The 20,125-nt window shown below is 38.6% G+C and carries 14 protein-coding genes and 3 pseudogenes; 14 read left to right on the top strand and 3 right to left on the bottom strand.

All coding sequences use genetic code 11. The features are described 5' to 3' along the window. Nucleotides 1–527 precede the first annotated feature (527 nt). Both istB and istA read right to left on the bottom strand, forming a co-directional pair. Nucleotides 528–1,292: pseudogene (gene istB / locus CW734_RS00640) on the bottom strand (IS21-like element helper ATPase IstB). Continuing rightward, nucleotides 1,289–2,543, bottom strand: a pseudogene (gene istA / locus CW734_RS00635) (IS21 family transposase). Before istA ends, istB begins: the two co-directional pseudogenes overlap by 4 nt. Nucleotides 2,544–2,703: 160 nt before the next feature. Here istA and CW734_RS00630 point away from each other — a divergent pair. The 3 genes from CW734_RS00630 to CW734_RS00620 all read left to right on the top strand — a co-directional run bounded on the left by CW734_RS00630 (nucleotide 2,704) and on the right by CW734_RS00620 (nucleotide 4,563). Further along, nucleotides 2,704–3,279 carry a transposase family protein gene (locus tag CW734_RS00630; protein WP_101189045.1) on the top strand — a complete coding sequence of 192 codons (576 nt, stop codon included), beginning with the start codon at nucleotides 2,704–2,706 and terminating at the stop codon, nucleotides 3,277–3,279. Nucleotides 3,280–3,424: 145 nt separating this feature from the next. Continuing rightward, nucleotides 3,425–3,742, top strand: coding sequence for a transposase (locus CW734_RS00625; protein WP_101189044.1), 318 nt, complete (start codon nucleotides 3,425–3,427; stop codon nucleotides 3,740–3,742). After that, nucleotides 3,682–4,563 (top strand): IS3 family transposase, encoded by an 882-nt coding sequence (locus CW734_RS00620; protein WP_145990577.1) that lies wholly within the window; start codon nucleotides 3,682–3,684, stop codon nucleotides 4,561–4,563. Before CW734_RS00625 ends, CW734_RS00620 begins: the two co-directional genes overlap by 61 nt. Nucleotides 4,564–4,649: 86 nt before the next feature. Here CW734_RS00620 and CW734_RS00615 read toward each other — a convergent pair. Further along, a pseudogene (locus tag CW734_RS00615) lies at nucleotides 4,650–5,953 on the bottom strand (IS3 family transposase); the annotation flags it as partial. Between the two features lie 95 nt (nucleotides 5,954–6,048). Here CW734_RS00615 and CW734_RS00610 point away from each other — a divergent pair. The 11 genes from CW734_RS00610 to CW734_RS00560 all read left to right on the top strand — a co-directional run bounded on the left by CW734_RS00610 (nucleotide 6,049) and on the right by CW734_RS00560 (nucleotide 19,913). Continuing rightward, complete coding sequence (locus CW734_RS00610) at nucleotides 6,049–7,041, top strand: transposase (protein ID WP_101805000.1); 993 nt, start codon at nucleotides 6,049–6,051, stop codon at nucleotides 7,039–7,041. Nucleotides 7,042–7,327: 286 nt separating this feature from the next. Beyond that, a complete protein-coding gene (locus CW734_RS18165; protein WP_232786993.1) occupies nucleotides 7,328–7,408 on the top strand; it encodes a sugar phosphate nucleotidyltransferase in 81 nt (26 codons plus the stop codon). A 1,000-nt stretch (nucleotides 7,409–8,408) separates the two neighbouring features. Then, on the top strand, nucleotides 8,409–8,705 hold the full coding sequence (locus CW734_RS19850; protein WP_101189051.1) for a cupin domain-containing protein: 297 nt from the start codon (nucleotides 8,409–8,411) through the stop codon (nucleotides 8,703–8,705). Between the two features lie 2,193 nt (nucleotides 8,706–10,898). After that, nucleotides 10,899–11,057, top strand: coding sequence for an ATP-binding protein (locus CW734_RS19530; protein WP_219622760.1), 159 nt, complete (start codon nucleotides 10,899–10,901; stop codon nucleotides 11,055–11,057). Between the two features lie 116 nt (nucleotides 11,058–11,173). After that, nucleotides 11,174–11,296 carry a hypothetical protein gene (locus tag CW734_RS19525; RefSeq protein WP_219622759.1) on the top strand — a complete coding sequence of 41 codons (123 nt, stop codon included), beginning with the start codon at nucleotides 11,174–11,176 and terminating at the stop codon, nucleotides 11,294–11,296. Nucleotides 11,297–13,814: 2,518 nt separating this feature from the next. After that, nucleotides 13,815–14,378 (top strand): helix-turn-helix domain-containing protein, encoded by a 564-nt coding sequence (locus CW734_RS00585; RefSeq protein ID WP_101189041.1) that lies wholly within the window; start codon nucleotides 13,815–13,817, stop codon nucleotides 14,376–14,378. Between the two features lie 95 nt (nucleotides 14,379–14,473). Beyond that, nucleotides 14,474–14,608 carry an IS3 family transposase gene (locus CW734_RS00580; protein ID WP_101189040.1) on the top strand — a complete coding sequence of 45 codons (135 nt, stop codon included), beginning with the start codon at nucleotides 14,474–14,476 and terminating at the stop codon, nucleotides 14,606–14,608. 107 nt (nucleotides 14,609–14,715) lie between these two features. Further along, nucleotides 14,716–14,922, top strand: coding sequence for a DDE-type integrase/transposase/recombinase (locus CW734_RS18160; protein ID WP_145990581.1), 207 nt, complete (start codon nucleotides 14,716–14,718; stop codon nucleotides 14,920–14,922). A 147-nt stretch (nucleotides 14,923–15,069) separates the two neighbouring features. Further along, entirely contained in the window at nucleotides 15,070–15,204 is a 135-nt protein-coding gene (locus CW734_RS19845) for an IS3 family transposase (RefSeq protein WP_101189039.1), read from the top strand. A gap of 4,031 nt (nucleotides 15,205–19,235) precedes the next feature. After that, on the top strand, nucleotides 19,236–19,526 hold the full coding sequence (locus tag CW734_RS19840; RefSeq protein WP_101189037.1) for a transposase family protein: 291 nt from the start codon (nucleotides 19,236–19,238) through the stop codon (nucleotides 19,524–19,526). A gap of 138 nt (nucleotides 19,527–19,664) precedes the next feature. After that, the gene (locus CW734_RS00560) at nucleotides 19,665–19,913 is read left to right on the top strand and encodes a transposase (RefSeq protein WP_101189036.1); all 249 of its coding nucleotides are present in this window, start codon (nucleotides 19,665–19,667) and stop codon (nucleotides 19,911–19,913) included. Nucleotides 19,914–20,125 lie beyond the last annotated feature (212 nt).

Below are 20,125 nucleotides of genomic sequence, written 5' to 3'. Positions count from 1 at the left end.
TAAGATATGATTTTACAATACATTTCTTTGTAATAGCCTCTCTTTAAATTTAGTTACTTACTTTTCAATCATTTTTGCTACCGTTTTTTTGATATTGGTGAATGAAAAATCTTATTTGAATGTCTTTTGAGCCACTACTGGGAGCGATGTATCATTGCCGTTGTGAATGATTCGTTTTGAAAATCTTATTTAAAATGTAAGCGTTAGTTTTGGAGCTCCATGAAAAAGACGAAGGTTAGTACAAATACCACAGAATTCATCTGGTAAACACCTGTATTAAATAATCGGAAAGTACCGAAATAGCAAAGAAAAAGTACACAGCTTTAAAGTGGATAAACACAGACTCAAAGTTAATTTAACATGGAGCCTCTATAGTCAAGACTCATGATTTAAGAAGCCACCTACCTTAAGAATCTGGCTCAGCACAAGCCCCTTCTCCATATAAAATATTGGCTATAACGCTATGTGTCAACGCCGGTTTAATTTAATTTTCCCCATTATAGCCGGAATAAAATTCCCCACTTGAGCTACTTTGCAGGTGGGGTAGCCGAATAAATACCGGCTTTTTTCTTTTCCTTCAGGCGATAAGAATCCCCTTTGATGTTAAAGGTCACCGAATGGTGAAGCAGACCGTCGAGAATGGCCGTGGCTAGGACATCATCTCCGAACACCTTCCCCCATTCAATAAATGATTTGTTCGAGGTTAGGATCATCGCACCGTGCTCATATCTCTTCGAGATGACCTGGAAAAAGATATTCGCCGAGAACTCGTCAAACGGAAAGTAGCCGACTTCGTCCAACACGATCAAATCCGGTCGTGTCTATTTCTTGATGAGACGGGAGACCGTCCCTTTGGCCTCGGCCTTGTGACATTCCGCGACCAGATCGGCTGCGGTAAGGAAGAGGACACTATAGCCTTGGGTGAGAGCTTCCAATGCAAAAGCGATCGCCAGATGCGTCTTGCCGACAGCTGGCGGTCCCAGGAGAAGCCGATTTTCGCCATTCGCAATGTACCGACAGGTCAGTGTTTCATTGATGCGTTGCTCGTTAAGACTCGGTTGGAATGCCAAATCAAAATCATGGATGGTTTTGGTGTAAGGGAGTTTCGCCCGGTGAATTCTTCGGTTCAATTCGGTGGATTCTCGGTGTTCCCATTCTCCGGAAACGACCGTGTGTAAAAAGTCGAAATATGATACATTATGGGTAGAAGCGTTCTCAACCAAATCATCGAGCTGACTGGCCGTATGCGACCAGTTCAGCTGATGAAGCCGTTCTTCCAGAAGGGATTTCATTCGAAATCACCTCCTTCAAAGGCGGCGTAAGCTGCGAGGGAACGTGCTTCAACGTAAGGAGTGGAAACGCTTGAATCCTGGGTCGCCAAACCGATGGGATTCTGTTGTTTTCGCTCTTTTTCTTTTGCCTCTTGCATCCCCTCGTAATGTTCAAAGCGGACATGAGTCCGTGTTTCACCCGAAAGAATCGGGTGTTGCGCAATGCATTCCACTTCATCAAAGATCTCCAATTGCTTCTCCAGCGTCACCTTGATTTTCACTTGATGACCGGCATATCGAAACGGAACGGAATACTTATTCCCCAAGTAGGAGACGAAACAGTCGCGACTGACTTCACGCATTTTCCAATGCGTGGTCGGGAACAACTCCTTCGTTCCCCAGGCCTGTAGAAAAGATTGTTCCTTTTGCCAGCGCTGAACCGGCGGTTCCTGGGTCGTTTCATTCTTTTTCTTGTTCGCGGTCTGATCCAGCCAGTTGTGCATGTCCTGGTTCAACGCTTCAAGTGTCGGTTCATGCCGTCGTTGAAAGAAGTTACGCTTCATGTAATCGACCGTTCGTTCGACTTTCCCTTTCGTTTGGGGGCGATAGGGTTTGCACGCTTTGGGTGTGACACCGTAGTAAGCGAGAAAATCTTCAAACTTTTGGTTGAAGCGAATTTCTGCCGGTGTATGCCGGATAACCACCGTTTTCATATTGTCATAGAGAACTTGATTTGGAATGCCGTTGAAATAGGCGAAGGCATTCATGTGGCATTTCATTAAGGTTTCCAATTTCATATCGGTTGTAAATTCGATGTACTTCATTCGGGAATACCCCAGCACCATCAAAAACGCATAGATTTTTTGAAGGCGTCCATCGACTTCGTATAACCCGACTTCTGCCCAATCCATCTGTGCCTGTTGGCCAGGTGGCGTCTCAAAGCGCCGGGTCGCCTGTTTCTTCGGCTGTTCCCGGTGCGGCTGCACATAATCTTTCAAGATCGTACTTTTTCCGTCAAACCCTTGCGCCCGAATCTCCTCGAGTAATACCACACAGTTGGTGGCGCCTTCCTGAATCCGTTGAAGCAGATAAGGTTTACGGATCTAACTTACTTGTCCGTTTCGTTCGCTTGGAGCTCCGAGGGAGCTGTTCGGCATTTATGTATTTCCTTACGGTTTTCCGGTCGAAACCGGTCTCTTTAGCGATGGCCGTTAATGACCACCCTTTTTGGTGCAGTTCCCGAATCATAAAAAATTCCTCCATTTTCAACATCGACACATACTCCTCTGCAACGTGGTATATGTCGATTATCCTTGATAAATGGGGAATTCTAAAACGGCGTTATTGGGTATTTTATCGGTTCTTCCGCAATTTTGGTGAAGCCTCTTTTTGGGAATTATAGTAGTAAAAATTCTTAAGGAGGCGTTAAACTATGAATCTGCAGTTCTTCTACCCGACTTGGACCGTCTTGCACGTTTCTGTTTCTAATGATGCCTTTCATTTGTATATGGAATCTATTCAACATGGGAGCCTTTGTCCGGCGTGCCGCCATATTTCCTGCCGGATTCACAGCCGATATTGGAGAACACTCAAGGATACACCACTTCATTCAATGCCTGTTTCCCTGCATGTAAGAGCTCGCAAATTCTTCTGTCACCAGTCCGACTGCCATCAGCGTATCTTTACAGAGCGACGGCCGGAATGGTGGAACGCCTATGATCGAAAAACCTTGCGGTTAGCTGCTTTCTTTCGGCAGCTCGCTTTTTCTCTTAGTGCTGAAGCAGCGAGTTGTATCTCTTCAAAATACGGGGCCCCACTTAGTGGAGATGCCTTTCTTTACTTGATTCGAAAAGAACAACTGCCCGCGATAGCAGAGCCACGTGTGATTGGACTGGATGACTGGGCCTTGAAGCGAGGTATGAGATACGGAACCATTATTTGCGATCTCGAACGGAAACGACCAATTGAGCTATTGGAAAGTCGGAAAGAAAAAGTGGTCAGTAATTGATCCGCGCCCCATTTAATGGACAGTTTATAAAAAAGGTACCCTGCAGCTAGGCTGCAATCAGATGACTCCGGTATTGTGGTATTATCCCCTTAGTGTAGACAGTAGGAAGAAAGGTGCCTACTGTTATATTGGAGGGGATTTTTCTATGGAAAAAAAGAGAAGAACGTTTACAGCAGAGTTTAAAATGAAAGCAATTGAAATGTATTTGCATAGAGGAATGGGAAGTAAACGGATTGGGAAAGAATTAGACATTACTTATTCTATAGTGGACCGATGGATTGCCCATTATAAAAAAGAGGGGCTTATCGGTTTACAGGAAAAGAGAGGAAAGGCCTCTAGCACAATTCAAGACTCTTCAAATACAAGCGATGAAAAGATAGAACGCTTGGAAGCAGAAAACGCATATCTAAAAAAGCTCTTAGAAGTGAAAAAGGAGATGAGATTAACCGAGAAAAGGCAGTAGAATTTGGAATTATTTATTCTTTGAAGCACCATTTCCCGATAGGGATGCTATGTGAAATCGCTGGAGTCTCAAGAAGCGGCTACTATAAATGGAAGAGAAGAAGAACAAATCCGTCCGAAAAACAACGCGCAGATCAGTTTATTATGTCTAAAATTTTAGAGTGTGAAAAAGATCCGGATGTGAATGGTAATTATGGTTACCCAAGGGTACAAACATGGTTAAAAAGAAATTACGGATTAAACATTAATCATAAACGAGTTTATCGCTTAATGAAAAAGCTTGGAATTCAAGCTAAGATTCGAAAGAAAAAGTGGAGACATTTCGGAATCAAGGACCAGCATACGGTTAGTGAAAACCAATTGAACCGTGAATTTTCTTCCAGTAAACCAAATGAAAAGCGGGCAACCGATATCACCTATCTCACCTTTAATGGAAATCGTCTATATCTTTCCGCGGTTATGGACCTTTATAACAATGAGATTGTGGCCTATCAAATTAGTGGACAAAATAATCTCAACTTAGTGCTTAATACTATAAAAGCCGCAGCTAAACACCGAAATGCCGTAGGCATGCTTGTACATAGTGATCAAGGCTACCAATACACTTCTAAAAAGTATAGTAACCTTTTACTGCATTACGACATGAAGATCAGTATGTCTAGAAAAGGAAATTGTTATGACAATGCTTGTATCGAAAGCTTTTTTAGCCATTTTAAAACAGAGTGTTTTTATCGGAAGGTATTTACGGAGAAAAGCAGTGTGATAGACGCAGTTGAGCGATACATATGGTATTACAATCACAAACGGTTTCAAAAAAATTAAGCAACCTGAGTCCGATTGAATATCGAACAAAGGCTGCTTAATAAGCAGTCATCTTGATTACAGCAGTCTATTTGACGGGGGTAAGACCATTGTGACGGAGTCATCTTTTTTAGATTCCATTGCTTGCGTGTTCCGTTGTAATACGCCATGTATACATCCACCAGCTCTTTCAATTCATCCAGACTGGTTGCTTGTTTCACATCGACATCATCTTTAAAGTGGCCAAAAAAAGATTCGATGGGGGCGTTGTCGAGGCAGTTGCCCCGGCGGGACATTGATTGGGTCAATTTCATCTCTTTCACACGTTGTTGGTATTCAGGGTGGGTATAGTGGAAGCCTTGATCGGAATGAATCATCGCTTCCGGATGAACATTGCCATCCAATGCCTCCTTCAGTTTTCGTAACGTCCGATACACAAGTTCCATCGTAAGCGTCGTTGTCACTTCATAGGCGACGATTTCACGGGTGGCGAAATCTTTTACGGCGGACAGATACGCCATTTGCCCTGAACGGTTGGGTAGATACGTGATATCGGTGACGAATACCTTGCCGGGTTCATCTTGTTCAAACTTACGGTCCAACAGATTAGGGCAGACGGTGTGTTCCTGTGTGGCTTTGGCGATCTGCTTATAGGGATTCGCTCGCCGGATTTTGGCAAAGAGATTGAATTTGCGCACGAGGCGTAAGATTTTCTTGTGATTCATCGGCGTTTCCAAGAGTTCAGAGAGGACCATGTAAAAGGTGCGATACCCGATTTTCCCATGATGCGCATCGTAGATGCTTTTGAGCAACAGGTAATCCTGGTAATCCTGTTCTTCGCGAATAGCGTGCTGTTCCACTTTCTCCAGCCAAGCGTAATAGCCACTCCGGCTCACTCCCGCTGTGCGGCAAAGGGTTTCTACCAACCTCTTCAGTTGGAATTTCCGAACCACCGCATTGATGGCTTCAAATTTTTCCGCTGGGGTCAGCTGCGTTTCTTCGCCTGCCTCTCGAGTTCCTCGAGCTTTTTTAGCAACTCATTTTCGGCTTCTAAGTATTTGATGCGTGCTTCTGCTTTCTCCAGCTTTTTCTCAGCTGAAAGATCTTTCTCAGAAGGGCGGCCCGTACTGTTTTTCCCACGACGCTCTTCGAAAAAAGCGTCTTCTCCATAAAGCCTGAACGTCGTCCGCCACCGGTTCAAGGATGAGCTCGCTTTTTTGGATCCAATAACAGTTAAATCAAATCCATTTTCACTAAATATCTGGGCCGGGCCTTTGCCTGTCTGGTATTCTTTCACCGCGTGGATTTTGAATTCTGGCGTATATTGAATCGCTCGATCGGAGACGGAAGCGACATTCGGATTTGCCTCCAGGACCCGTTGTTGGTGTTCATTGAAAGTAATTTTACTCATCTGATCTTCTCCCGTCCAAGTTCACTAAATTTAGTATACCGGGGTCAGAAAATAGAAAACCCCAAATGGGTCACTTTTTTTAAAGTGTCTACCATTTGGGGTGCGGTTCAAATTGGCTGAAGAAACATCCTTCCATTCGAGTTTCGTCAAGGGATGGCTCGACGGAATATGCAAAAGCCCTTTCGACAGGAGCGCCGAAGGCGATCCAAGTAACCGACAGGTGGCACTTGTTTCATAACCTTAATAAACGCATCGATCAGTTCCTAAAACGAAAATTCCCTTTGGGAATCAGTTGGAAAGAAAGCACCACGACAGAGTCTTCTCCTAAATCCTACGATAAGATACTGACAGACAGCGAAGAAAAGAAGTGGCAGCTCATCCAACAAGTGCAGCACCAATACCGGAAGGGTGTACGAATAGCAGACCTCTGCCGAACATTCTCGCTTAACCGTAAAACCGTATCTCGATATGTGAGTATGGAAAGGCCGCCTCAGATACAACGGAAGCGAACCCACAGCGCCGATCCGTATTATTCGCTTATTGTTTCTTTAGTAAAGCAAGATGTTTCACGAAAACGTATTTTTGAAGTCCTACAGGAAAAGGGCTACCAAAAATCATTTTCGACATTGAAAGACTACCTCCACAAGTTGCAGAAACACCAAGGTAACAACAAACAAAGTCAGACAATCCATAAGGTGCCAAGGCAGAAGCTCCACAGTTACTTGTGGTCAAAGCTGCCCGATGGGCAGGAGAAGCGTGCAATCGACTTGCTTCTAAAAGAGAATGTGGAGCTAAGAGAACTACAGCTACTCCTCGACCAGTTTCAGCAGATTATGCGCATCCAAAGAGAACCGGATGCGTTGGCAGCCTGGATTGAACGCACAGAAAAAACTGGAATCAAGGAGCTGAACCAGTTTGGACATTATTTGCGATCGGATTGGCAGGCAGTTCAAAATGCCATAGTTTATCAATGGAGTAATGGATTGGTCGAAGGCCATGTGAATCGAATCAAAGTAATCAAACGGCAGATGTATGGTCGAACTAATTTTGATCTACTTCGTCTAAAAGTTTTATATCACACTCATTAATATTCTTTTAAAAAAACAAATTAAACTCTCCAAAGGCACCTACGACACACTTCACCAAAATTGCGGAAGAACCAAAATTAAACCGGCGTTGACAAGATTAAAAATTGGTTCGACTATACATTTTACTTTTGATGCATACCTCATTATCCTATTTTGTGATATTTATAACTAGGTTATTTTGATTTATCAACTTTATTTAGTAAAATATTCTAAATTTTAACTAACCCATACTTTTATATTATAATAGAATAAAATACCAATAATTCATATTTAAGGAGAAGATTTCATGAAAATAATTTTATTATCCGGAGGTTCAGGAAAGCGATTGTGGCCAACCTCTAATAAAACTAGACCAAAACAATTTTAAAAGTATTAAAAGGTGAGTTTAACGAGAATAAAATATATCTTCCTTTGAACGAATATATTATCAATTAAGAAAAGCTAATTTAGAAAGCTCTACTGTAATTGCTACTAATATTAATCAATTAAATATTTTGAAAGATCAATTAAATGACATAATCCCTACAGTAATTGAACCAGAAACTAGAGATACATTCGAGCTGTGGCTTTAAGTGTTTTATATATGCTTGAAAACGACTCGGTTACTTCTGAAGAACCGATATGCATCTTTCCGTAGATATTTTGGTTGATCATTCTTTTATAGAGTGTATTAAAAATATATGTGAGAAAAAGAATTCATCAATTTCGTTGATAGGTGTTAACCCAACTTCGCCTTCTGAGAAGTATGGATACATTTTACCTCTTAAAATGAGCTACTTAACAATGAAGATGGACAAGTTAAACTTTATGTTGAAAACCTACTAAACTACAGGCGCAGACATTAATTGAAAATGGAGCGTTATGGAATAGTGGGGTTAGTATTTTCACCAGTGAAATTATTATCACATGGTTGAAAACTTAAATTTACCTTTAACTTATAATGAGCTTTTAACTAAATATAACGAAATTCTAATATATCTTTCGATTATCAAGTGCTGGCACAAACAGAACAGATATTTTATACAAAGTATTCCGAAAATGGAAAGACCTTGGTACTTGGGATAGTATAACCCAAGAATTAAACCAAAACATAATCGGAAAAGGAACGATTCAAACTCTGAAAATACTCATCTTTTAATGAATTAGAGATTCCAATTATTGTTCAGGGTATACAAAATGCCGTAGTATCTGCAAGTATTAACGGTATATTAGTTTGTTCTAAAGATGAGGCTTACCTTATAAAAGATGCTGTCGATCTATATGGTGACGATTGTAATGACTTGTTTGTAGAAAAATTGGGGCTGGTATAAAATACTAGATCATAGTATTAATTCTGCCGGGCAACATATACTAACTAAAAACTTCATATTAAAGAAAATAACAACATAAGTTATCAGTTTCACGAACACCGTGATGAAACATGGACTATTATAGACGGCAAAGGAATACTTGTCATTGATAATCAGATTTTCGATGCTGTTGTAGGAAAGACATTCCATATACCTTCTGGTAGTAAGCATTCGATTAAAGCACTCACCTCCTTAGAAATTATTGAGATTCAATCTGGTTCTCAAACAAGAGAGACTGATATTATTAGAATTAGCAATGACTGGGAAGAAATTATATCACTGTCCTTAGTTCAAAAGCTTAACCTAAAAGTTTGAGAAAAAATAAAAGCATCGAAGTTCAAGATGATTAGTTAAAAATGACTTTGAAGTTAGCTTTTAAAATTAAAATTATCTTTTGAGAGGACTTATTTACTGACATTTCTATACATAGTATAGTAGACCTCTTATTCAAAATTCCCTTTTGTCTAAGTCTAATAAGCCTTACCCTTTTAGATGTTGGGCTATGGTAAGTGAGAAGCCGAGCTTGAAGCGGATTTCTGCGGATATATGCGCAATAACCACCGTTTTCACATAATCGTAGAGAACTTAAATTTTTTGACCGTTGAAATACATCAAGGTACTCACTTGGAATTCCCTTACATTATTCACTTTTAAGTGTGTTGTAAAATCTATTTAGTTCATTGGCAAATATCCAAGGATTATTAGAAATGCGACGTTTATATGAATATTCCATTCACTTCATATAAACAGATTTCTATCTACTCCTTGTATGCCTTTTGGCCAGTAGTGTTTCAAAAATTAGTTTCGCCAGTGTTTCCACCTTTGTGATCGGAATTCATGAAATTTTTCAGAATCGTACTTTTTCCTTTACACCCTTATTTGCAACACGTAAAGGCATCTTCATAGCACTCATGACCTCCATTTTCCGAAGAGACCGATAGAGCCATTCTACATATTTATAACTGAAACGTGAAAGGATAAATGCAATGAGATAAAGATATTTGTTTTCTAACTATATTATTTTTACGACCATTTACTCAAAATCTAACTGAGTTTGCAAGCTAATCTGAGTTTGGATAATATTTACGTATTTTTGACGTCTTACACTATTGGTAATGTAGGACTGATTACAGCCACTAAAATAAGCCACACCCGCCATCTTTTTTACCAATAATTTACAAATAATGTACCACTGAATGACACGATATGCATCAAACGATCTGATACCTGTATATAATTGATGGGCACACCTATTTATGTGACATTTTTTATAGGAGGTATTTTTTATGCCTCAATATACCAGGATTTTGAGGTTAAAGGTCCTTTAGAGGAAGAGCTGACCGACAAATTGATTGAGTAATTCTTATTTCTTGAGAAGTCAGTGGAAGCCTCTGGAAGAAAGCCACTCAACTTTGATCGTATTCACTAGGAACTTGCCAAGCTTAATGTCACGCTCTCACTACTTCACCATGAATATGAGACTAAATGACGGATGAACAAGAAAATCCCTTACTCTTACCGAACTTTTGTCCGCCACTACAGTAGCTATGCGAATAAGCATAAAGCTACATTGCGAATACGCCGGAAACCTAGGGAGATTATGAAAGTGGATTGGGCCGGCTCTACTGCCTTCATTATTGACCGGGGTACGGGCGAGAAAGTGAAGACATGTGTCTTTGTGGCGACGTTGTCGCCACGTTATCCATGAATTTGTCTCCCAGGATCATGGCCCATATTTATGCTTTTGCCTATTTCGGCAGGAGTACGCAGATCGTTACTCCGAATAATTTGAAAGCCAGTGTCGAGGGATCAGTCGGTATCATTTCGGTCTGGGTCATCGCAGCACTTCGAAACACACAGTGTTTCAGTATTGAGTAACTGAATGAAGAAATCAAAAAAAGTGGGATGAGTTCAACCAACGGCCTTTCACCAGAAAGCAAGGGAGTTATTTGAAGAAGAAAAGAAATTTGCGCTTTCCCCTCTGCCCCCGCATTCTACAAAATGTCTGAATGGAAGATGGCTAAAGTGCGGCCGGATTATCAAATGTCTGTCGAGATTATATTTTATCGTTCCCAACGAATACATCAATCGTCATGTCGAAGTGTGCCTCACCAATAATCCTGTCGAGATTTACTTTAACAATATGCGGAGCGCTTCTCATAAACGATTATATGGCAAGACAACCCCCGACACCCACAATCTCTATGTCGACTAGATACCCAAAAATGCGAAGGATTTGGCTGAAAGCATCGGTGAAAGCACCGGAAAATTGGCCTTACAATTGATCTTTTCCTTGAAGAAAACAGAGCGACGCTACTTCAAGTATGAGATTGAACGGACTTGTAAAATGATTATCTCTATGACTGCAAGACCTACGGCCAAAAGCGTACAAACACTGCTGGCGAATAATAAGAAACGCGATGCAGAATAGGAACTGAAAAGAAAGATGGAAACCACCACGACTAATTATGGCTTCACTCGCGGAGCAGCCTATTACGAGGGACACGCATGAATGAGCAGACGATGAACAAGCTGAACGACATGAAATTAAATGTCATGGCAGAGGCCTATGAGGAACAAGTGTCCAAGCGAAATTTTCAACAGATGGCTTTTGATGAGCGTTTTTCGTTGCTTGTAGATTTGGAGTACCTCGCGCCGGAAAAATAATAAACTTCAGCGGTTGATTAATGTAGGTGCCTTTTTAGATTCCATTGTCTGCATTGAAAACATCGCGTATCACGCCGATAGCCACTTGAACAAAGAACAAATTCTCAAACTGGCATGTGAAGCTGGGAAATGAAGCAATTGCAGAAGCCATTCTCGACCGGATCATCCACGACTTCTACCAACTCATGATCGATGGAGATATACCGATGCGTGAGTGCCATGGTTTAGGACAGAGATAAGAACTCATTGCCCAATGCATAAAAAGAAACAAAGCAAGTCCTGCAGACTTATAACTCTTGGTCTATAGGGCTTTGTGGTTGGTTTGGTAAATGGTGGGACAAATCGTGGTAAAGCAAATGGAACTGTGTGATAAATAAGGTGGCAGACCTGGTAAAAATTCATGGCCTTAATCAGTGGAACTTCTCTGGCTGTCCATTCATGTGATGGATTAACGTATTTTCCACAGCTTCTTTGAAGTTCACCTGTACCTCTAACTACCCGCGTAAATATGCATCAGTCAATTTGAATGCTACTATAGAATAGTCACTGAAATATGAAATATCGAAAGGGTTTAAACTTCTTTGCACAGTTATATAACTGTGATGTAAAATTCTTCAAATTACTTCGACCTCTTCTAGATATATTGTTTTATATTATTTCTGACATATTAAGGTTTTTCTTAATCGAGTTAATATAAAACAATTCTACTTACAACTTTAAAACCTCTCCGTATTTTATGAATCTGTTTGTTCTGTTCTCCCTTTTATAAATAGCTGTAGCCTATCACAATCTTCATATTTATAAGGAGATGAATCTTATATTTGTTAAAACCTAAATTATCTTAATAATTAGAAATCTATTTTGTCTAACGTTTATACAAGCATTATCAGTATCTTGCTTAGTCGTTTCATCCGCATAGAGCTTCGAGATAGCTTTTGTAAACCACCTTATATAGTTTTCTGGTCAAAACCTATCACTTACGCAATATTTCTTAATGAATGTTCTTTTGATGGAATTCTCTAATTGTAAAAGTTTCTTCTATTTTTCTACTACGACACCTGCTCCTTTTAAGAATAGTATATATCATGTCAACGCCGGTCTAATTTTGGTTCTTCCACGTTTTTGGCGAAGTTTGTCTTCATCATAAATTGGAGGTTTATTTACTTTTTTAAGAAAGCATTAGCGAGAATAATATAAAACTTTTTGACGAAGTAAGTTGAATTTTGCCCGGCCATACATTTACCTTTTGATAACTTTAATACGATTCACGTGTCCCTGAACCAAACGATTGCTCCATTGGTGAAATAGAGCATTCTGAACTATCTGCCAATCCGACCGCAAGTAATGTCCAAACTGTTTCAGCACCTTAATTTAGGTTTTTCTATGCGTCCAATTCCGGCAGACAACGCACCCGGTTCTCTTAGTATACGCATAATCTGCTTGAAACTGGTCGATTATCTTTTTCTCTTGTCCATCATGCAGATTGGCACCTTATAGATTATTTGAGCTTGTTCATCATTTCATTATATTTTTGTTTCTGCAAATTTAAGAGGTTGTCTTTCAAAGTCTAAAATGATTTTTAGTATGCCTTTTCCTGTAGTACTTCGAAAATTTGTTTCTGTGAAACATCTTGCCTTACTAGATAAACGATAAGCGAATGATACGGATCGGCGCTATGGGTCCGTTTCCGTTGCACCTGAGACAGTCTTTCCATACGGGTATATCAAGATAAGGTTTTACGGTCAAGCGAGAATTTTCTGCAGATGTCTGCTATTTGTGTAACCTTCCAGTGTTGGACCTACACTTGTTGGCTGAGCTGCTACTTCTTTTCTTCACTTTCTGTCAATATCTTATCGTTGGATTAAGGAGAACGCTCTATCGCTGTACCTTCTTGCTAACTGATTCCCAACGGAGCCTTTCGGTTCAGGAACTGCTCGATGCGTTTATTAAGATTATTAAACAAAAGCCACCTGCCGGTTACTTAAATCACTTTCAATGCTACTGTTGAAAGAGGTTTTACATATTCCGCCGAGTCATCTCTTCACGAAACTAGAATGGAAGGATATTGCTTCAACCAAGTACTGACCACTTTTTCTTTACGGCTTTCCAACAACTCAAATGGCCGTCTCTGTTCAAGGTCGCAAATAACGACTCCCTATCTCATACCTTTTTTCAAAGCCTAGTCATCCAGCACAATCATGCGCGGGAGCAGCTATTCTTTTCGAATCAAGTAATGAAAGGCCTTTCCGCTAAGTAGGGCCCCATATTTCGAAAAGATACAATGCGCGACTTCAGCACTAAGAGAAAAAGCGATCTGCCCAAAGAAAGCAGGTAATCGCATGGTTTTTCGATTATAGGTTTTCCACCATTCCGGCCGTCGCTCCGTAAAGATGTCCTGGTGGCAGAAAAGTTTCCGAGCCCTTGCATGGAGAAAAACAGGCATTGAATGAAGCGGTGTATCCTTGAGGGTGCACCAATATCGGCTGTGATTCCGACAAGAAATTTGGCAGCACGTCAGATAACGGCTCCGATGTTGAGTAGATTCCATATACAAATGAAAGGCATCACAAGAAACTGAAATGTGCAAGACTATTCAAGTCTAGTAAAAGAAATGCAAATCCATGGGTTATGTGAATGCCGGTTTAATTTTCCCGATTATAGCCAAAATAAAATTTCCCACTTAAGCTACTTTACAGGTGGGGTAGTTAGCGCACCCCGAAATTTAGAGTTCAAATCTAACTTTAGCGGTGTTTTTCTATGGCGAAATATAGTGAGGGTTTCAAACTGCTGTTGGTGAAGCAGTACTTGGAAAAATCTTTGGGGTATGAATATTTAGCGCGAGAATACGGAATTCCGAGTTCTACGCCTATTAAACGCGGGATGCGCGCTTATCAAGAGTTTGGAGAAGGAGGATTGCGCAGGAAGCAGACGAAACAGGTGTATTCTGTTCAATTCAAGGTGGATGTATTACACTTTATGAAACAAACAGGTGCTTCTTACCAAGACACAGCGATCCAATTTGAGATGAACAATCCGACATTCATTACGAATTGGAACCAAAAGTTTTTGACGGAAGGGATAAAAGGCCTGGAAAAACGAGCGAAAGGACGGCCCTCCATGTCTAAAAAACCGAAACCGACTGCGGGCAAGCTTGAAAGGGCCTTTTCCCGGGAAGAACAACTCGAACGTGAGAATGAGCTTCTCCATTTAGAAGTTGCGTATTTAAAAAAGTTAAAAGCTTTCCAGGAGAATCCGGATGTCTTCCTCGAAAAGCACAAGCAGCACTGGCGTTCGAACTCCACAAAGAAGGATTTCGATTAAAGGATGTGCTGAAGATCGTTGGTGTTACGGAAGCGACCTACCATTACCACCGGCAACGGTTCAACTCGGAAGACCCCGACTAGGAGTGGAAAAACCTGATCCTGGAATTGTTTGAGAAGCACGAAGGCCGTTACGGATACCGCCGGATCCGCCTGGCGTTACAGGCGATTGGCCTTGTCATCAACCACAAGAAAGTGCAGCGCATCATGAACGAGTTGAATCTCACATGAGGAAAATTCATCCATAAATTGCATTATAAATCTTACAGAGGAAAAGTTGGAACCATCGCCAAAAACCAGATGAACCTCAGGTTTTCCACGCCGCACGCCTTCAGAAATTGACGACCGACGTCACGGAGTTCAAGTGCACGGGAGAAGAAAAGCTTTATTTAAGTCCGATCATGGATCTCTACAACGGCGAAATCATCGGGGTAAGCACGGCAAAACGGCCGACCCTCGACTTCGTTCTGGAATCGCTGCATCAGGTCCTGCCGATTATCGAGAAGCAGGCGGTCTACCGGACAACTATCCATTCCGATCAGTGATGGCAATACCAGCACCGTAAGTGGGTGAAGGCATTGAAGGGGCAACGGATCTTCCAAAGCATGTCCCAAAAAGGAACCTGTGCCGATAATGTGGCCATGGAAAACTTCTTTGGCCTCTTGAAGCAGGAAATGTATTACGGATAAGCATTGGTATGCTACAAAGAATTAAAACAGCGGATCGTACAATACATAAACTATTATAACAACGAACGCATCAAACAAAAATTGGCCGGCATGAGCCCGGTCCAATACCGGATGCATGCCAGCCAATTATCTGCATAAATAAAATTCTAACTTTAAGGAGTCACTACCGTAGCCGGATAAATTTCGGCTTTTCTTTTCTTTCAGACCATATGAAATTTAATAATAATGAACTTTTAGAAGAACCTTAATTTTCAACAGGAATTCATTTAAATAATGGAACCGAAGTACTTTATCATTTGTATTATTTAAAATGTTTGTCATATTATTAAGGAAAGCATATATTATCTTAGTTAAATGATAGCTTAATGGAAAGGCTATAGAAGACTGAATATGTTAAATTGTTTTACATAAAATTTGAGTACAAAGGAAATTTTAAAAGTATATTTGACAAATTTATATCTAGTATAATGATTTTGAATTTCTAAAATAAAATCCAGTCAATACATTAAATTAAAGACTTTATTGTCTACTGATTTTTAAATACTGGATCCAATCGGTTCAACCAAGTATGATTTTTCAAAACCTCATTTCTACCCTGTTGAGCAATTTTCATTCTTTTTCCGGATCATTTAGTAGTTCCTCTAGGATTTGTTCCGTGTTCATGTCCTTTTGTATAAATGACCCCTTTTCATTAGGAAACATCTCGATCATAGCAGGATGAAAGTCTGAAACTAATACCTTCCCCGTTGATAATGCTTGGAAAACCTATTAGTTATAAGGCCATATTTTCTATATAAGCTTTATTGTGTATACATAAAACTATATTAGTAGACTGGTAGACCTTTACCATTCTCTTCTATACTGATAATACCTTCATAATATGGTTTGTAAAGTTGAAGGCTTCTTTATCCCATCCATTACCATAAATTTTAAATCGAATTTTGTGGCTGGCTTTAAATACTGTTCATAAGATTCGTCATCACGCATTTTCGTATTCCCTATAAAAACTACATCTGATTTTAGTGATTCAATTTTTCCTACAGAGAATAACTCAGTATCTACTGCTAAAGGAAAATACAAAATATCCTTATGCTTTTTGAAATATTATAGCTATTAGTGATTACTAAATCAAAGTTTTAAAATCTGTCCAACTCGTTGTAATATACATCTTCATAATATTGCTGAAAAACAATATGTTTTACATTTCTCTATCAAGACAGATGGCCAATCAAAATGTATTGCAACAGAAAGTTTTTCCTCTAACCTGTTTATACCATTCAAATAATTAATTATGTTAGAAGTCAGAATTTCACAATTATACCCCTCTAAACTTTCAATAGCTTTTTATACCTAATGAATCTATATCTTCTCCCACACTTCTCCGTGAACAAATGATTGATATGCTTTTCAGGCAAAATGAGTACAATATTCATACTGAACCCCTAGTTTTTCGTTAAAATAATACTATTATAATTTTCGGTAAATATTATTCGTATTAAATGGAAACTACAAGACTCGAGTGCACACAACACAAAGAAAGATCCTTTTCAATTCCTGTATAACATAGTGAACACAACAACTATAAACAAGGAAAAATGTTCTATGCCTAAAGTCAAGATAACCTAGTTGATATAAATGTCTAAGTGATTAGTAAGATAACCTTGAAACCAAGTACATCAGAAAGTAAAAATTAAGTGATTTTAATTTCTGCAATATCGTTTATTTAGTCTCTTTGAAACTAGTTCATCCTAGTATCCATTCGGCATTATTATCAATATTATTTCCTATTGCGAATAACTCATGAAAATTTCGTAGGAGATACCATATCTACCAGGTGTTGATATACCGCCACTTCCTCCACTCATACATTTTCCTTTACCCTTAGTCTCTTCTCTCAAAAGTCTGTCTCCTTTAACGTATATCTTGGATGGACACGATGGCACCTTTGAGGCCACTATCCCATAATTCATCAAAGTAATTATCTGATAATTAAAAGATGAGTAGTTGCTGATAGAAAAAGTACCACCATTTTGTTAATTAAATTAATGACATCTTTAGGGTCAATATAAAGGTCTTCATTATGCTCATCTATATCTTCTACAATTGTTTCCAATAAAAGTAACCTAGTATTTTATAATTATACTCTTTGAAAAACTTCATACTCCATTCTAATAAAAAGGGTTTTAACTTATTATTACTATTTATAAATTTTAAAAGTTTTTGAATTTCATTATAAATATCTGAAGGTATAATAAAGCTGAGTACTTTCGCTTGTACTTTGACAGATTTTTAAGCTTTATTTCAAACTCATTGTAATCAGTTGATAAATTTTCTTTACAAACATATCAGCAAAATTATTGTAATCTCCATATTAAGTTCCGGAAAAATTTCGCATTTGCATGTCGTATTCGTTGCCTGATTCAGGTGAATGTAGAATATTCTCAACTTCTACACTGTTCATTTTTCTTATTATTGGCTTTATACTCTTAATTTGTGAAAGCATTGTTTCATACACTAGAATAGCAAATACTTTAGAGCGAGACATATATTTTGTGAATCTATCAATAGAATGAATAAGATTTCTCTAACTACTTTTGGTGTTAATTGCAAATACCTTTTTGAATGATTTTAAGTCTAGCTCTTCTATAGACTTAATTACATAATTAATTGCTTCCTTTTCTACTCCATCTGGTTTAATTAAAACCAGAGTATACTCATCAGGGTATGGCATAGTTTGTAATATGGATTTCACTTTTCCTCCATTCAATATTTATAAAAATTTAACGAATCTTAAGTAAGATCAAAATTAGCATTCCCTACTTAATCGATGTATATAATATAGTCTCATAAGGGTACTAATATGGTGTCTAAATAAATTTCATATGTACTTGTTTAACAGGCTAATCATTAAGAAAGTATCCCATAAATGCGTTTCTTTATGATATAAATAAATTGATAAATCAGTTTTAAATCAGTAATAATCTCCTTAGCCACCATAACTCCTTTTCATCGTCTTCACTGTCAAACTTAATTATATCGACTTTTCTAAGACAGGTATAATTACAGAATTCATCTACTAATATCACTTCTATTAAATTCTCACCATTAGAGTAATTTTGAAGTCTTAATCTAAGTTATAGTCGGAAAACCTCATGTATTATTAGGTCATAAACCTAACTGAAGATTTGATAAAAATTTTGGTTTATCATATAAAATATTTTCACCTATGAATTATAAGAGAACATTAAAATTATAATATCCCACTTTTAAACAATAAAAACTTAAAAGCGGTATCTCCATCATGTTTTCTCCATCAACTATTATAGCGTGCTCAGGGTATATAATCTAATGATGAAAATAATGGTAAATTGATTGATAGAAAAATCCCTCACAAAATCATCATGTGACATCTCTACAAAAATATTTTGACCTTGACGAAAATTATTATACACTTTGCTATACTATCTGAATTTTAAACCGATCTTTGAGAAAATTTCCTTCATCAAAATTATTGACAAAGAGCTCAAGTACTATTTTAAATATTGATAGTACTTGTATAATACTTTTCTAGTAAAAGCTATCACTTGTGAGTTATTGTTGCGGAATCTTTTAAGTTTTAAAGAACTTTCTATAATAATTTCCATATTTTTTTTTGCACATCAGAAGACCTATAACAACAAAAAAAATTAACCTTAAAACCAAGCAACCTTAGAGATTCAATTAAACTTTTCCCCTCTTCAAATGAATTAACAATTAATAAATCGTCTAAATTTCTTTCATTTAAATAAGATAAAAATTCGCTACTCTTCTTTAATTTATTCGGTTTTATGGGAGACACAAAATTTTCCTAACTCAAATTTTTCATTATAATCATCCTTTTCTATTTTTCTTATGTTTTAAATTAGTTTTAGTTCAAAGTATTATTTTAAAAATTGAATAAAATGATACAAAATTTTATGTTTTCTGCCAATTAATTAATTATACAATAAAAATAAATACCGTCAAGTTAATTACATTTTTTCCCTTTTTAAAATTAATTTTATAGCTTAAAAATTTTTTTAAGAAATTGAATTTTGTCAACGGCGGTTTAATTTTGGTTCTTCCGCAATTTTGGTGAAGCCTCTTTTTGGGAATTATAGTAGTAAAAATTCTTAAGGGGGCGTTAAACCATGAATCTGCAGTTCTTCTACCCAACTTGGACCGTCTTGCACGTTTCTGTTTCTAATGATGCCTTTCATTTCTATATGGAATCTGTTCAGCATGGGAGCCGTTGTCCGGCGTGCCGCCATATTTCCTGCCGGATTCACAGCCGATATTGGCGGACACTCAAGGATACACCGCTTCATTCAATGCCTGTTTCCCTGCATGTAAGAGCTCGCAAATTCTTCTATCACCAGTCCGACTGCCACCAGCGTATCTTTACAGAGCGACGGCCGGAATGGTTGAACGCCTATGATTGAAAAACCTTGCGGTTAGCTGCTTTCTTTCGGCAGCTCACTTTTTCTCTTAGTGCTGAAGCAGCGAGTTGTATCTCTTCGAAATACGTGATCCCACTTAGTGGAGATGCCAAACAACTGCCCGCCATAGCAGAGCCACGTGTGATTGGACTGGATGACTGGGCCTTGAAACGAGGTATGAGATACGGAACCATTATTTGCGATCTTGAACAGAAACGGCCAATTGAGTTGTTGGAAAGTCGGAAAGAAAAAGTGGTCAGTAATTGGTTGAAGAAACATCCTTCCATTTCGAGTTTCGTCAAGGAATGGCTCGACGGAATACGCAAAAGCCCTTTCGACAGGAGTGCCGAAGGCGATCCAAGTAACCGACAGGTGGCACTTGTTTCATAACCTTAATAAACGCATCGATTAGTTCCTGAAACGAAAATTCCCTTTGGGAATCAGTTGGAAAGAAAGCACCACGACAGAGTCTTCTCCTAAATCCTACGATAAGATATTGACAGAAAGCGAAGAAAAGAAGTGGCAGCTCATCCAACAAGTGCAGCACCAATAGCGGAAGGGTGTACGAATAGCAGACCTCTGCCGAATATTCTCGCTTAACC

Origin of the sequence: Planococcus sp. MB-3u-03 (genome assembly GCF_002833405.1) — a bacterium.
Classification (GTDB): Bacteria; Bacillota; Bacilli; order Bacillales_A; family Planococcaceae; genus Planococcus.
The sequence above is the reverse complement of the archived record's forward strand: the minus strand, read 5'-3'. Positions and strand labels throughout refer to the sequence as shown.

What these genes read in the sequence shown, in the direction of transcription:
- CW734_RS00630 (WP_101189045.1), top strand. Translation starts at nt 2,704, where the DNA reads ATGAATCTGCAGTTCTTCTACCCGACTTGGACCGTCTTGCACGTTTCT.
- CW734_RS00625 (WP_101189044.1), top strand. Translation starts at nt 3,425, where the DNA reads ATGGAAAAAAAGAGAAGAACGTTTACAGCAGAGTTTAAAATGAAAGCA.
- CW734_RS18165 (WP_232786993.1), top strand. Translation starts at nt 7,328, where the DNA reads ATGAAAATAATTTTATTATCCGGAGGTTCAGGAAAGCGATTGTGGCCA.
- CW734_RS19530 (WP_219622760.1), top strand. Translation starts at nt 10,899, where the DNA reads ATGAATGAGCAGACGATGAACAAGCTGAACGACATGAAATTAAATGTC.
- CW734_RS00585 (WP_101189041.1), top strand. Translation starts at nt 13,815, where the DNA reads ATGGCGAAATATAGTGAGGGTTTCAAACTGCTGTTGGTGAAGCAGTAC.
- CW734_RS19840 (WP_101189037.1), top strand. Translation starts at nt 19,236, where the DNA reads ATGAATCTGCAGTTCTTCTACCCAACTTGGACCGTCTTGCACGTTTCT.